General features: G+C 36.8%; 10 protein-coding genes. 5 read left to right on the forward strand and 5 right to left on the reverse strand.

Features of this window, described 5'->3' with window-relative positions:
- Positions 1-15 precede the first annotated feature (15 nt).
- Entirely contained in the window at positions 16-1,050 is a 1,035-nt protein-coding gene (locus AC2SLT_RS03855; protein ID WP_486546297.1) for an energy transducer TonB, read from the reverse strand.
- Positions 1,051-1,657: 607 nt separating this feature from the next.
- Positions 1,658-2,494 carry a taurine dioxygenase gene (gene tauD, locus AC2SLT_RS03860; RefSeq protein ID WP_486546299.1) on the reverse strand — a complete coding sequence of 279 codons (837 nt, stop codon included), beginning with the start codon at positions 2,492-2,494 and terminating at the stop codon, positions 1,658-1,660.
- 297 nt (positions 2,495-2,791) lie between these two features.
- On the opposite strand from tauD, the gene AC2SLT_RS03865 reads away from it, so the two are divergent.
- From AC2SLT_RS03865 to AC2SLT_RS03885, 5 genes are all read left to right on the forward strand, one after another.
- Positions 2,792-4,303 (forward strand): aldehyde dehydrogenase, encoded by a 1,512-nt coding sequence (locus AC2SLT_RS03865; protein ID WP_486546301.1) that lies wholly within the window; start codon positions 2,792-2,794, stop codon positions 4,301-4,303.
- Between the two features lie 523 nt (positions 4,304-4,826).
- Complete coding sequence (locus AC2SLT_RS03870; protein ID WP_486546303.1) at positions 4,827-5,384, forward strand: hypothetical protein; 558 nt, start codon at positions 4,827-4,829, stop codon at positions 5,382-5,384.
- Positions 5,371-7,617 (forward strand): hypothetical protein, encoded by a 2,247-nt coding sequence (locus AC2SLT_RS03875; protein ID WP_486546305.1) that lies wholly within the window; start codon positions 5,371-5,373, stop codon positions 7,615-7,617. The genes AC2SLT_RS03870 and AC2SLT_RS03875 overlap by 14 nt, the downstream gene beginning before the upstream one ends.
- A complete protein-coding gene (locus AC2SLT_RS03880; RefSeq protein WP_486546307.1) occupies positions 7,614-10,745 on the forward strand; it encodes a site-specific integrase in 3,132 nt (1,043 codons plus the stop codon). Before AC2SLT_RS03875 ends, AC2SLT_RS03880 begins: the two co-directional genes overlap by 4 nt.
- A gap of 622 nt (positions 10,746-11,367) precedes the next feature.
- On the forward strand, positions 11,368-11,985 hold the full coding sequence (locus tag AC2SLT_RS03885; RefSeq protein WP_486546309.1) for an RNA polymerase sigma factor: 618 nt from the start codon (positions 11,368-11,370) through the stop codon (positions 11,983-11,985).
- A 180-nt stretch (positions 11,986-12,165) separates the two neighbouring features.
- On the opposite strand, the gene AC2SLT_RS03890 is transcribed toward AC2SLT_RS03885, so the two are convergent.
- The 3 genes from AC2SLT_RS03890 to AC2SLT_RS03900 form a co-directional block, all read right to left on the reverse strand.
- On the reverse strand, positions 12,166-13,488 hold the full coding sequence (locus tag AC2SLT_RS03890; RefSeq protein ID WP_486546311.1) for a caspase family protein: 1,323 nt from the start codon (positions 13,486-13,488) through the stop codon (positions 12,166-12,168).
- A 78-nt stretch (positions 13,489-13,566) separates the two neighbouring features.
- Complete coding sequence (locus AC2SLT_RS03895; RefSeq protein ID WP_486546313.1) at positions 13,567-14,541, reverse strand: DUF4384 domain-containing protein; 975 nt, start codon at positions 14,539-14,541, stop codon at positions 13,567-13,569.
- 103 nt (positions 14,542-14,644) lie between these two features.
- Positions 14,645-15,312: caspase family protein (locus AC2SLT_RS03900; RefSeq protein ID WP_486546315.1), on the reverse strand; the 668-nt coding region annotated here is incomplete at its 5' end.

Genomic DNA, 15,312 nt, shown 5'->3' on the forward strand with positions numbered 1-15,312 from the left:
GTTTAAATCTGAGATTTATTCTACATCGTAATTTATTGGTACGGTTACAATACCTACTACGGGTACACCGCCCTTCATAAAGGGAATTAGTTTAGCTTTTTTTACCGCCTGTAAAGCGCTCCTATCGAGCTTTCTTACATCAGAAGAACGGACTGGTTCAGCTTTAGTTACATTGCCTTGTTTATCAACTGTAATCTTAATTAAGACGGTGTATCTTCCAGGTTCCAAAGAGTTTGTTACCCTTGGAGGAAACTTCAGTTTGGGCTTGGATTTCCATTTGGCATCGCTCGCATCAAATTTCTGTGGACCTGGATCGTTTCCGGGTCCATCTCCGGGTCCATCTCCGGGTCCATTTCCGGGTCCATTTCCGGGTCCATTTCCGGGTCCGTTTCCGGGTCCGTTTCCAAGTCCATTTCCAAGTCCATTTCCAAGTCCATTTCCAGGTCCGTTTCCAAGTCCATTTCCAGGTCCATTTCCAGGTCCGTTTCCACCTCCGCCTCCACTTCCGCCTCCATCATTCCCTGTTCGATCTACTTTATCTTCTACATCTTCTACTTTATCTTTTACCTGATCTACTTCTGGATTTGATTTTGGTAACTCTTTAGGCACATGCTCTTGTATAGGCTTTGGTTTAGGCTTTGGTTTAGGCTTTGGTTTAGGCTTTGGTTTAGGCTTTGGTTTAGGCTTTGGTTTAGGCTCTGGTTTAGGCTCTGGTTTAGGCTCTGGTTTAGGCTCTGGTTTAGGCTTCGGTTTAGGCTTCGGTTTAGGCTTCGGTTTAGGTTTAGTGTTTCCATTTGTTTTGGAGTTAGCTTTACTCTCGGCCGTTGGCTCACTATCTTTTATATCCACAAGCTCTGGTGGTTCTTCTTCAATAGGCTTGATGAGCTCAATCTCTATTGGTGGCGTCTCTTTTTTTTCAGGTAGCTTAATCTCTCGTGCTTCCATATGTGCTAATGCTGTCGCCACACCACCATGCAAAGCCACAACAGCAATAAAAGTAGCTATCGTAACAAGGGATAAGGATTTTCTATTTTGGTTTTCAGGTGTCATGGCTGTCTATTAATCTTATAAAAAAAGTGAACTCAGTTGCTTTTGACGTGACTGACATATACCTATTGAAATTATCTAATATGATATTGTTTAATACGATATATTGTTATATTATAACATATCATTTCTAGATAATTATCTTTAGGTCATTATCCATTTATTTTGCTAATGATAAACTATAAAAAAATCAATGTAAATAATAATCGTTCTCATATGAGGTATAACCGCTGTATACTATCTTACTATATGCTATCTACACCCCTTATAACCTACTGTTCATACAAATAATGATGTTACTATCTGTTTTAACTTGATAATAATAAATAAATTATAAATCCGCCATAAAACAAAAATATAAAACATAAAAGCCTCACGACTTTATAAAAGTTGTGAGGCTTTTGATAGGGCTACTAGTAGGGTTAAGTATGTATAAACTCATTAGCGCCTGTGTTAATCTTCCATTATAAGTCGCCATTTCAAGTTGCCAAATAAGTCAAAAGATTAAGTCATGGAACTTATAAAGCATCTAGAACGGGTAAATTAACGACGCATAGTACCTTTATTTTAAGCACAATAAAATGAACAAAGAGTTTGGTTGAAACTCTCTTTAAATCGGCCTATCCCCATTAATAGTAGCTCTATGCATAATCCGGTGACTTGATCGAGTATAGTCGCCTACCGCATAATGCTGCGTTGCTCGGTTGTCCCAAAAGGCGATGTCATTATTTTGCCAGTGCCAGCGTACCGTAAACTCAGGTTTATTGATATGCTGATATAGGAAATTTAAGATGGATTTGCTCTCTGCTGGTGACACCTCATTGATCTTGCTCGTAAAACCTTCATTGACAAATATCAGCTTCTTACCAGTAACGGGATGCGTTCTGACCACAGGGTGAACCACTGGCGGGTTATCTAACTGTACCTGAATCCATTTTTTATAGGCGTCTGGCGTATTACCAAATCTTTCAAGCGGGAAAGAGTTAACAAACTCATGTGTCGCGGTCAGTCCTTCTAACAGGCGCTGATACGCTGGAGATAAAGCCTCCCATGCCGCATAGCCACTCGACCATACGGTATCTCCCCCAATGGCAGGTACTTTTTTGGCAGCCAAAATGCTACCCAGTGGCGGCTTTTCAATAAAGGTAACATCGGTATGCCAAATCGAATTATCCGTCAAATCTAGCTGATGATTATCTAGCACGACGATTTCACGTGCGTCTTCAGCATGCGGAAAAATAGGATGAATATGCAAGGTGCCGAATTGTTTGGCGAACGCTACCTGCTGTGTAGGTGTAATCGGTTGATCTTTGAAGAAAATGACTTGATGCTGTAATAAGGCATCAGTAATACGCTGTTTGATGTCATCTGTCATTGGTTGGCTAAAATCAAATCCTTTGATGAGCGCACCAATATTTGGACTTAATTGTTCAATTTGCAACGTCATAACATTCTCGCTTTGATTGGGTTTCTAAACCTTTATATTACCGACTAGAATACGTCATCACATCGACGAGTAATATGCAGTATAACCATATGAAAAGTTAATAAAAGAATAAAAAAATTTTAACAGTTATTGCAAGACGCCTGCCAAATAGCCGTTATACTAAGTTAATCGTACTATTATTCGAGACCTTTTGGCGTAACTTTTGCAAACAAACTTTAGTAAACAAAATAGTTATCGCAGGTTTTTAAAATACATTTCTGCCATCTACCTGAAACTTAATAAATAATGGAGTAACCCATGTCAATTAAAAAGAGCTCAACGACAAATCAGCCTCTCACTAAAGAGCAGGTCTTTCAACTTGCTGAAGAAAAAAAGCTATATGCAGGGAATCTTATTGAAGGGCAGTCTTCTACTCAAACTGTAGAGAACACCACCCCGATTGACAACAGTGTGATTGGTAAGATTGCCGATGCGACCGCCGCTGATGTAGATATCGCAGTTGCCTCAGCACGGGAGCAGTTTAACCAAGGTGAGTGGCGAACGATGTCCCCTAGCCAGCGCAAGCAATTGATGCAAAAGTGGGCCAGGTTAATGGAAGAAAATATCGAGGAGCTTGCGGCCTTAGACTGTATCGATGCAGGCAAACCTATTACAGAGTGTCTGAATACTGATCTACCTGCGACGATTGAAACCTTTGATTGGTATGCAGAAGCGATTGATAAAGTCTTTGGAAAAGTTGCGCCGACCGGCAGTGACGCCTTGTCTTGGATTGTCAAAGAGCCCATTGGGGTTGTCGCTGTGGTATTGCCATGGAACTTCCCCGCACAGATGTTTGCGTGGAAAGTTGCGCCGGCCCTAATTATGGGTAATAGCGTTATCGTAAAGCCTGCTGAATTAACCTCTTTATCAGCCTATCGAATGATCGAGCTTGCTTATGAAGCAGGTATACCTAAATCAGCGCTACAAATGATCTGTGGACGCGGCGAAACTGTGGGAGCAGCCATTGGCCAGCATATGGATGTTGATATGGTTTCCTTCACCGGTTCAACCGAAGTTGGCAGATTATTCCTAACCTACTCGGCGCAAAGCAATCTCAAAGAAGTGGTCTTAGAGTGTGGCGGCAAGAGCCCGCAAATTATTTTTGAAAATGCGCTGATTGACGCAGAAGCTGTAGATAATATTTTAAACGCCGCTTTTTGGAATATGAGTGAAAACTGTAGCTGTGGCTCTCGTTTACTGGTACATAGTAGCCTAAAGCAGCAAGTTATTGAACAATTGCAAGAAGGCTTGAAAGCTTGGAAACTGGGCGATCCTCGAGAAGAGGACGTTGCAATTGGTCCTATGGTTGAAAAAGCACACTTTGAAAAAGTCGCCGGTTACCTTAATAAGACTGTAGACGAAGGCGCAAAAATCGTTGTCGGCGGCGACATTCATGAGGACATGGGCAGCGGCTGGTATATTGAACCTACTATTTTTGATAGCGTGGAGCCGCAGATGTCTATCTTCCAAGAAGAAGTGTTTGGCCCTCTGCTAGCCATTACCACCTTTGAAACAGAAGAAGAAGCGGTCAAGTTAGCCAATGACAGCGACTATGGATTAGCGGCATCTTTCTACACCCAAGACTTAAAACAAGCGCTGCGAGTGGCGGGTCAAATTCGTGCAGGAACTGTGTCTATTAATGGATTCTCTGAAGGCGATATGACAACCCCCTTTGGCGGCTACAAACAGTCTGGCTTTGGCGGTCGAGATAAAGGACTCGAGGCGCTTGATCAATATTGTCAGACCAAGACAATCTGGGTAGTCAGTTAATTCAATATCATCGAGCGTTATGATACAGCTTTCTTAACCTTGGGCTTCACTGATAGAGTGAAGCTCAGTTGGTGACTGAGGGTTGTTAATACTTTAAGGTCATTTGATGAGCAGGCACAATTTGGGCACCAGCTAAAAAAACAGATTTTTAATCTTATAAGCTGTGCTATACAAGTAACAAGATAGTTTTTGTTATTAATAAGAACAATAACCTGATTTTAAAGACAAAAAAAAGCCTCACTATGAAGTGAGGCTTCTTTAGAAACCCCGACCTTGGCAATGTCACCCACCAAACATGCTTAAAATAACCTCAACTTATATCCTTTTATTATAAAGACTTATAGCGTTTTTATTCAGCCAAATAGCATACATAATTTAAAGTCATTTAAGATAAAAATATATTTTTGGGCACGTTATTTTTATGTTATATTGACACCAACCATACTCTAACACAATTCCTCTCCCCTACTCCAATTTTATTTAATTAATTGGTATTGATAATTCACCTAATAACGGTTTAGAAATGGCTAAAATTCAACAGTCCAGATTTAGACAAACAGTTAAAACCATCAAAATTGATGAGCGATTGGTCGTACACAAACTCGCTAGAGTGCCGTACAGGATTTTCTGTGAATCAATCCGTCATAATGTATTGATATCAAGAAATAAGTTAGAACCTAAAACACCCTTGATCGAAATAATCGAACATAAAAAAAACTATAATTTTTATGACGATTTCGAGACGATTAGCTCACTTTTAGATGGGGATCAGTTATCTATCCGACGTATAGATATTAGTAATGCTGAGATTGAAAGACGGGCGTGGGGTTGTTTACTCAATCATTTAGAGGTGTCTAAACCACTAAATATAGAGCTATTACATAAGTTTAAGAATAATATTCCGAAACACGTACAAAAATACTTTTTCGATAGGATCTTAACTATTCAGCACATATTAGATTTAAGAGGGATACCACGTCATAAATATGATTATAGCTTGCAAAAGCTTGGTAGCTTAAAAACACATCAACTCCCCTCTTTTTCAGATTTGATTCAAGAGGTACGTAATGACTCTAAATGACATCGTTAATACGCTAATACCTCCAACAGATGATCAATATACTGACGATCTACAAGGCTTTTTTATTACTGTAGCAAGCGTAGCACCTGCTGATTTTTTGGATTCATCTGACAAGAGTGAGTTTAAATCTATACAACCTATTATCCTGACCAAAGACACTCTCATAAAGATATTTGAGTCATACAGTGGGAATTTAACTAAGACTGAGAATCTAACGCGCACATTTTTAGCCAGTACTCATCACCTTCCAACCCTTGATCTAGAAAACCCTTCTGAAGAATGGCTATGGATAGCCAAACTTTGTCACCTGCTAGTTTATTTTGTAGAACACGATTTACCACAGCGGATAAAAGAGACGACAACTGAAGCGAGAAAATGGATCAATCCATCAAGCCACAATCACATCATCTGGCAATATTGCTATAAGAAACTGCAAAGCAACACCTTAGAAAAAACTTATTATAACTTTGAGTCTTATCGTCAGCAACTTGAAAAACAGAACGATCCAAATCTTATTTCATTTTTGAAGATATATAGAACTATCGATTTTGCATTCAATAAAAGAAACAAAATAATTCGCAATATCACTAGTAGAAAAAAACGTTCGATAAGTAAGCTTGATGAACCAAAAACTGAATATGAGTATATAGATGATATTGATGAAGATACTGATGAATTGGTATCGGCAACTATCTTTGAGGAAACTGATGATCATAATGATGTTAATCGTGAAAGGCTGGATGATCCAGTACCAGACTTTACCTATATAAAACAAAGCACAGTAACAAATACTGAAAAGTATTCAGCCAATCAAATTTATCGTCGTACTCAGTCTAAATTTGCTCATGCTAATAAAAATGAGCGATTTATCAGTAGTAATATTAGGCTGCTACCAATCAGCGTTATTCAAAATATTTGCACTAAGCTGTGGCAGTGGTTTGATGATAATGGTCCAGATAGTAATAGAGAAGCAAAAAGAGCGATAGTATATTTGCTTCTATCATTATATACAGGTCATTCTGTGTCACAGTTGGCGCAAGATATCAATGAAAATAGTAAAAGTATTATCGAAATCAGTGCACGAAAATCATATTTTAATTTCATTATTCATCTTGACATCACCCCACTACGGATTAAAACACCAGGCGTACAATTAGTCATCGCTAATCGTGTTACTCAGTTTCAACTGCCTATTCCTATTTCATTAGGTACATTCTTAACCTATAAGGGCTATCCAGATAACAATCTTATTAACGAAATTATAGCTAAATTAAAAAAGGAGTTAGAACTGCCTTTACTAAGTTTAGGTCGTATTGATAAATCTCTATACACTATTCTTACGCAGGAGGTGGCAACTACTCAAATCGCGTCAATCATTACCTCTCGTAATACTAAAAAACGGGCGGACCTATGGTACTGCTCACACCCTATTGAAGAAGTTAAGCAAACATATGCCATAGCCATTGATATACTGACTAAGCGCTGTCATAACCGACAATTAGCATTTAACTATTTAGATGGGGTTAAACTAACAAAAGATTCAATTGGTAGTCAAAATTGCCCAGACTACCCTATCGTAAGTTTATTTATCGAACATCTACGTAAAAAGGTTATCACCACTACTGATTTCATCGAAAGGTTTAACGCTTACAACTTATGGCTTTGGCATATCTCACTGTTATTAACCTCTGTCAGAGCAGTAGAGGGTGCGCCAGGATTTATAAATCAGTTCAACTTAACCGCTGGGTTAGCATGGATTTCGGATAAAGAGGAACGAGCAACTAGTAACTCTCAACGGTTGATTCCTATTTGTTCTTTTTTAGCATCTGCCATTGAAAGCTTTATGTCGTATTTAGAACAGTTTGCAACCCGGTATAAGTATTTAGAACCCCAATTAAAAAATGACGTTTTAAAAATACTCAACTCAGAACGACCATTATTAAACTATATTGACTCTCACAATGAATTCCATTCACTACGCCCTGGTATTGTTGCAAAAGAACTGTCAGACAATCTAAGATTTAAAGTAGACTGGACACGCCATGTCAGTCAACGTTTTTTGCATGAACAAGGAGTAGAAGAGTCTCTTGTACTCGCGATTTTTGGTCATGAAATGATGGGTCAAGAAGCATGGCGCAAACAATCCTCACTTAGTATTGGTGACATCATAGCAGTTAAAGATATTTACCAAAGACTAGCCGATGAGCTTCAGCTTGAGCAGGTAGCTTTATGAGTTCAAATATAAAAAATAGTGATAATGAGTTGTTTGGTCATGAAAGACGGTCATCCCAACGGAAAAAGCAACGTCAAGAAGTACTAGAGCAGTGTAAGAGTCTTTGCGAAACCCTATGGCAAACCTTTTGTGTTCAAAACACACAAGAAAACATCAGCGATGACGATATCATTCAGCTATATGATGATATTCTGGAGCAGTTAAAAAAATGCATTCCACCAAAATTTATTCCGTTTGCTTTGTTTGAACGTAAACGTTTTTTCGAAAAGATAAATCAAAAACGTAAGACACTTAATCTTCCCCCCTTCCCAGAGCCCGTCATAGCCTCTCGAGTCAGTCGCCCTAAGAATATTAATGACTTAGATAGCTTTTTATACTTATCGCAAGCTCAAGAGGTAGCAAACAATGCCATTGACACGTGGTGTCAAAAAAACACATTCTCATTACTTGATAGTATTAGCTGGTTTTTATTTTCATTAGTCAGTTTTGCTGGATACAGTGATGACAAAATACTTAAAGCCATTTATGAGTATTTGGCTGAGGACAAGCCTGTTTATCAGTTATTTGATGATATGTTGTGTTTACCAATTAAAATTGAATCGCCTTTTTATGCTAATGAAATTAAAATACTTAATGATTCACTACAACAGTTGTACATTACTCGATTAGTTATCATTGATGATATTAGTCGTTTATGGTTGTACAATATACAACAACATACAGGGAGTGATTCTTTCCCTAAGTATCATCAAGTTATAAAGCGATTGGGTGAGTTTACAGGCGAGGGATTTACAGTAAAGTCTATTCATAAGTCTGAATACCTGAAGCATAACTCAGTATACTGGCAAACCCTCCCGGATGTGAGACTCGATATACAACTTGTTGAAGTTCTATTAGGCAATCAAAACCAAACATCTATAACTCAAGAACAGTTACTGCACTATTTTCAAAAAATAAAACAACCTAAAGTTATACTGTCTAATAATGATATAGAAAAACTAACTATTGAAAGCAAAGATGAACTGAGAAGTACTGACGATAATTCACAGCAATTCAAGTCAGATATCGTAAAAGATGTTCGAAGCATACTAAACTCTGAACCAAAAAAAATTAGACCTAAACTGGAACAGCTTTTAGCTGAGCCTTTGTTTCCAAATCAAAAGCGATTAGTGACTTGGATAATAGATTTGCATACCAATGGTAATAAAATCAGTACTTTAAAAAGATACTTATCAGACATAGGTAATGACTTTATTGCAAGCACACGTGATACCGATTTTTTCGGATGGTCAAAACATAATTATCACTTCATATATGATGAAATTCTTGCGAATAAAAATCAGAATAGGATTGGATTTACAACCACTGTAATTTGCTCATTACATAGTAGTTTAAAAAGACATTTTAAGGCGCCTGACATCGATTTACGAGGTGGTGGCGATCCACAAATTGTCTCAAGCTACCTAATTCCATATCAGGTTTATCAAGTACTACAAAGTAGTATTTCAAACCAACATGGTATAAGCGATTATTATAAGCAGCTCTTAAGTATAGTGATTACACTGCTTTATCGTACAGGAATGCGAATTAGCGAGATACTCGGTCTTCAGGTCAAGGATATCGAATATGACAATCAAAGCTTTAGTGAGTACAATATTATTGTACGATCCAATCCATACCGCTCCTTAAAATCTGATGACGGTACGCGACGTATTTATTTATCAGTACTACTGCTAGATGACGAGCTTGAGCAGTTTAAAAAGTTTTTAAATTCTAGACGTACTCAAAATCTTAATTATTTATTCACTTATCAATATCAGTCAAAGATACTCTCTCGACATAGCATTGAGCAGCCTATAAAAAAAATATTAGCAGATACTATATATCGTGATATTACTTTACATGCTTTTAGGCATAATGCTATCTCTAACATGGCGGTTATTTTGCGTAGTGATTACAGTATCGCAAAGTATTTTACTGACTATAATGAAAATCAACTTACTACCATTAGACAGCATTTTTTAGGCAAAGTACGCAAGGTTTCAACAAACTACTGGGATGCTTTGATGGAATTTGCAGGTCATGCTGACTTAAATACAACCTTTAGCTCCTACATTCATACAGCAGATATTATTGCCAGCTATCAGCTACAACAAGCAAACTTAACACTTCCTTCACATATTGTTTACAAGTTGATTAATACTAATCGAAACAAGCTCTATCAGCATAATAAACTAGCTGTTGACGCCAAAGAAAATACAGTCGATTTAAGCCAAATCAGACATTACATAAATAGGAAGATTAAGCTTGAACAATTAAGTACAACGATAACTATTAGTAATAAGGTCAATAAAGACTCTCATGCTTCAAATACTAGTAGCAACAATCAAAAAGTTTCATCTGTTTTCGGCATTTATAATCGTGAAGTGATTGAGAAACTACTTCATGATATTGAAGACGGTCAGCCTGTTAGTGAGGCAAGTAGTTTAAACTTTAATTATGATGATGCACTTAGGTTATATGAGCGTGCGTTAAACTTAGTGACTGATTCAAAAGGTAATCTCAATCACAAACTAATATCTAAAGATCGCAAGCAGAAGTCAGAGCATGCATTAATTGCCCCGACACCCCTCCATTATCGCGAAGATAATGCATTACTGCAATTATGTTTTGATAACCTTGAAACGCTATATGCTGACCCATCGAGCAGGCGGGATATTAAAGATATGCTTAAAGTATTTTATGATAAGGTGAATACCTCAAAAAGTGAGATTCGTTTTCCTTTCAAAGAAAAACGATTGTTTTATAAGTACCTAAAAGTCATGTGCCAGATATTGCCTAGTTATTATTGGCGAATAAATGTCTGTTGTATCAGGTATAAGTCTCAAAACAATGAAAAGAAAAAAAGAACTATAAGCTCTTTGGTTGACAGTGAAGATACACTTAAAAAAACTGAAAATCTCAAAGCTAATTATCCAGATTTTAAAGGTACTATCACCACTGATGATAATTACAATGGCTATGCATTATCCGTTATAAGCCCTGTAAAATCTAAGAAAAATCAATCTTCAGCTTTAATGAAGTATGTGCTACATTTTTTATTGATAGTTGAAGAGTTAAGTGATTGAATTCTATAAGCTAACCTTTACGAGATTGACGGTAGTGTCCTATGATATCTAATCATATCGCCTTTTTGATTGTGTGGTTTAGCTAGTGTGCTATTTTCAAAGAAAAAGAAGCTAATTAATTCTGGTTTCCCTCTTTTATTTTACATACAGGAGGTTTGACAACCTAGCATAAGGTTTCAGAGTTGAGTTTTACATGATTTAGTGCGTCTTTAGATGAGCAGATATACTTATGGCAGTGGGTTGTACAAAGCTTGAGAAGAGGCCGTGATTGTAAAATACTATTATATCTCCTTTTATTTGTTTAGCTTTATCGCCTTTCTTCAGCAGCTATATTAATCGATTTGCTACGCTACGTAAGTAGTCATTAGCTTTATAGCTTACTGCTCCTATCTTTCCGCATCTATTTCAGTACGAAAACGGTCTTACTATTGGATTTTGGTCAGACTTTAATTACTACACTTTAATGTTATCGATAATATAAAGAATTACTATAACTTTAGTGAGCAGCTTCGTAGGAGGGTTTAAACTCTATTAACAATATGTGTATATTAGAAATGTGCTTGACTATATTAATACGATTAAATATGATTAATATACAATAAAAAACATTTAGGGTACACAAATGCCTATTAGGCAAAAGTTAGACTCATTTGAAGATGAAACTTTAATGCATGACTATGCCACTCTAAATTGTATGAAATCCTTTACAATTTTGTTTGAAAGACATAATAAAAATATGATCGGGTTTTTAATCCATCAATCCAGATGCTCAGAAGATGTTGCTCAAGATATTGTAGCATCCACTTGGGAGAAGCTAATTAAGAGTAAGTCAAACTACAAGCCACTGGCTAAGTTTCGGACTTACTTGTACACAATACTGCATAATACTCAGGTTGACTATTATAGAAAAAGCAATCGGTTTAGTTGGTCAAATATAGAAGAAGCAGATAACATTAAAACTTCAAGCAATCAATTCGTATTAGATATTTTAAAATCTGAATTTCAGGTGGAAATTTATAATGCAATAAACTCACTTCCAAATGAACAAGCATTGGTCATTTCATTATGTTATCTAGAAGGATTTAAAATTAAAGAGATATCAGAAATCACTCAGGTATCTGTGGAGTGTGCAAAAAGTCGTTTGCGTTATGCAAAGAAAGGGGTTAAAAGTTACCTACTTAAGAATGGTATCGATGCAAATTTTGTTAAGTCTTATCTAAAGCAATTAGAGCTTACTTAAGTTCTTTATCTCCTATTTGACCTCCCCTCACATTATCTCTACAAGTTGTAGATAAAGAAAGGTTTAAGTAACCTATTTCATATAGCGATTTCAACTTGACATTAAAGCCTGTTGTACACTATAACCCAACAGACTTTAATTAAAATATTATACCCTGCTTTTTATCAAACTATGTCATGCCTATTTGATCTTAACAGCCGCATAGTTTGCGATTGCTACAGACTCATTAACAGTGCGTGCACCGCTTGGTACTATTGCTAAATTCCTGTTATCCATAGTTTTTTCTACAGCTATTCCCGATATTGCTGCAAATGCCTGATTACTCACTTCACCATTAGCAGTTAAGAAACCAAACCCCTTACTGGTCAAGTCAATAGGCTTCTTAGTTACAAAGGCAGCAACCAAAGTTTCACCCCTAGGTTCAGTTGCAACAATTTTAAATTTCCCATTACCTGGCATCTCAAGATCTTGAGTACCAATTTTATTATCTTGAGAATATTTATTAGGAAATAAAACAGTCACTGAATCATCTGCCCCTACAGTGACTACATTCAAATAACCAGACATTGGACTATTCACAGTGAAAACAAACTCTTCTCCAACATTTAGAGAAGTTGGTGCCTCAATATTGATTTTTTTAGGCAATTGGTTAACAGCATCTATAATCTTTTGTTTATTAACATTTGCTGTAGAGCCAGCTCTAGCAAAATGAATTTGTTTATTCAATAGTTCTGAATCACCTTCAATTTTTGGGCTAAACTTCTCATTTGGTTTTAATGGCAAATTTTTTATCTTTCTTGAAGTTGATTCATATAAGGCTTGCCATGTTGGGTTAATCGAACCTTTTCTTGCTTCTTCTAATGACTCATAAAGTGATTTAGTAAATAAACTACCTTGTGGTGTAGCAAGAGACTGTTCATCATCTTGCGCCGCCCCAATTGATACATAGTTTTGAGTAGTTGACTGAGGCGTATCTAATGGCATAACCGCAAAATTTTTATCCGTAAAATCACTTTGGAATCCAGTAGATTTAACCTGTACTTTCTGACTCGTTGGACTAAACGAATTCGGTGGTATTGATTTAGTCCCAGTACCACTGTGACAGGCATCTATCAAGACAACCATGTTATTACTTTTGATCTTTGATAGCGCTATATTGATATCATCGTCAATTAAATGACCATCATATACAAAGAGTGTTTCATCCATTTTATCGGGCTCATCACCATTAGTATCTTTGACTTGAGCACCATGACCTGAATAATAGATTAGCACTCTATCTTGGCTTGAAGTCGAGTTTGCAATATTATCCAACTCACGTAAAATATTGTTTCTCTTAGCATTTTGATTCGACAGATGGATGATATTATTTTTTTGTATACCTAAATGTTGCGCCATTTCATCCATCATTGCTACATCTAGATCAATACCACTTAGATTATATCTAGAGTCTTGATACTCTCCAACTCCTATAATTAATGCCTTATCAGCTGCAATACTCATACTTGTCAGGCTTAATAATGTTAATGATAGAGCAATTTTCTTAAGTGAAATCCTCATAAAACTATTCCTATGTTCTGTTTAGTTACTTTTTAGATTTAAATATACACTCTCATCTGCTCTTGGAAGTACTTTTGTGAATCTACTTTCTGACTCCCATAACATTAGACTATCCATTTGTTCAGGCATAACAAAACGCAGTTGTTTTAATTTAGTATCGCTTTTTTGTGTCTTTAACGTCTTTATACTGCCATCTTGTAGGCGAATACCTAAATTTATATTATTCCTACCAGTTGCAGCATAGGTTACTGTGACGGTCTCTTTTGACTGATAGCTATTTTTATCTGTACTCAACATTAATGTATTACCATATCTACTTTTTGCAACAACTGATGGCATTGCACGCATTGTCATTGACTCTGGGCTTTCAACTTGAACCATACCATTGGTAATTTTTACATTAATCTTTTGTATGGCGATGCTGGGATTATAAGTGCTACTATCACTGGCTATATCAATACCGTAATCTTTCAGTATACTTTGTACATCGTCCGTCGAAGCTGTCATGTGACCTGAGTTAATCACGTTAAATAAGTCAGTAATATCTAAAGGTTGAGCTGAAGCTATAATGGTAAAGGCTTCTTGACCTGCTCTATCCGAAAATAAAGGCGCACTAAAAGCGTTTTCTGAAGGTACCATTTGTGTAAAGCCAGCACTTATTAAGTTATTCTTATCTATTTGGTTTGGATATACCATTACTGTTCTACCAGTAGGCTCTGTAGATAAAATATAAACATAGGCATTTTGATTTGAGCTTAACTTAAAGCGTATTGGCTCATTAACTTTATAGCTAGATTTGGTTGGTATAGCACTTAGTGTTAATTGTATAGCTTTATTAACCGTTGTTGCATTACCACCATCTATGATAATGGGCTGTACTGTAGCTAAGTCTATAAGTTCTATTTCTTGTGCATTCGTAGCCTGTATACCTATCATCATAAAAGACGAGACTAGCAATACAGCTCTTGAGGATTTGGATTTTATAAAATTATGCATGGTATTACTCCTAGGTTTAAAAAAATAATTTTGTTTGTCGCTTTATAATTTAAAGTTTTAATAAGTATCACAAGAGTTTGATCGAATCTAACTATAATGCGCCTTAAAACACCTTAAACTCAAAGCCATTACCTACCGTACTGGTTGTCGGATACTGCGGCTGACTAAATGCCTTTTGCGCGATAGTCGGTATCTCATCTTCAATATAACTCGACAGCTCACCCGTCTTCATATACCCATCCTTATTCATATCACCAGCACCGTTAAAGGCTTGCAATAACCCATAAGTAAACACCCCATGACCCTGATAACCCTCTAACGCCTTTTGCTTATCCGAGCTTGCCATAATCACCGTAGCCCCTGCCTTACGCTGCATCCGCTCTATCACCATTTGATCATCTAAGCCACGAGAGGCGATGAGCTGACCGGCATCAATAGAGCCACCACTATCACACGTATCTAGCAAGATAAGCTTTTTATCTGTTTGTACCTGTGCCAATAGGTCTTGTAAGTCCTCTGCATTAATCCCTGTTTGAGCAACTTTACTACTAGAGGTTGCCCCAACGTCAGAGGTAAATAAATGATAGCCTGTATCAGGGAAGTTATAACCATGACCTGCCACATAGAATACAAACACATCACCCATGTCTGCACTCGATTTAATCTCATTGACCTTATTGATGATATTGGCTTTAGTTGTAGAGCCAGCCGTGTTTAATAAGCTGATATGACCTTTATCATAGAGACTACCGACTTGTTTATTTAAGGTGT

The organism is Psychrobacter sp. CX18 (genome assembly GCF_057396215.1).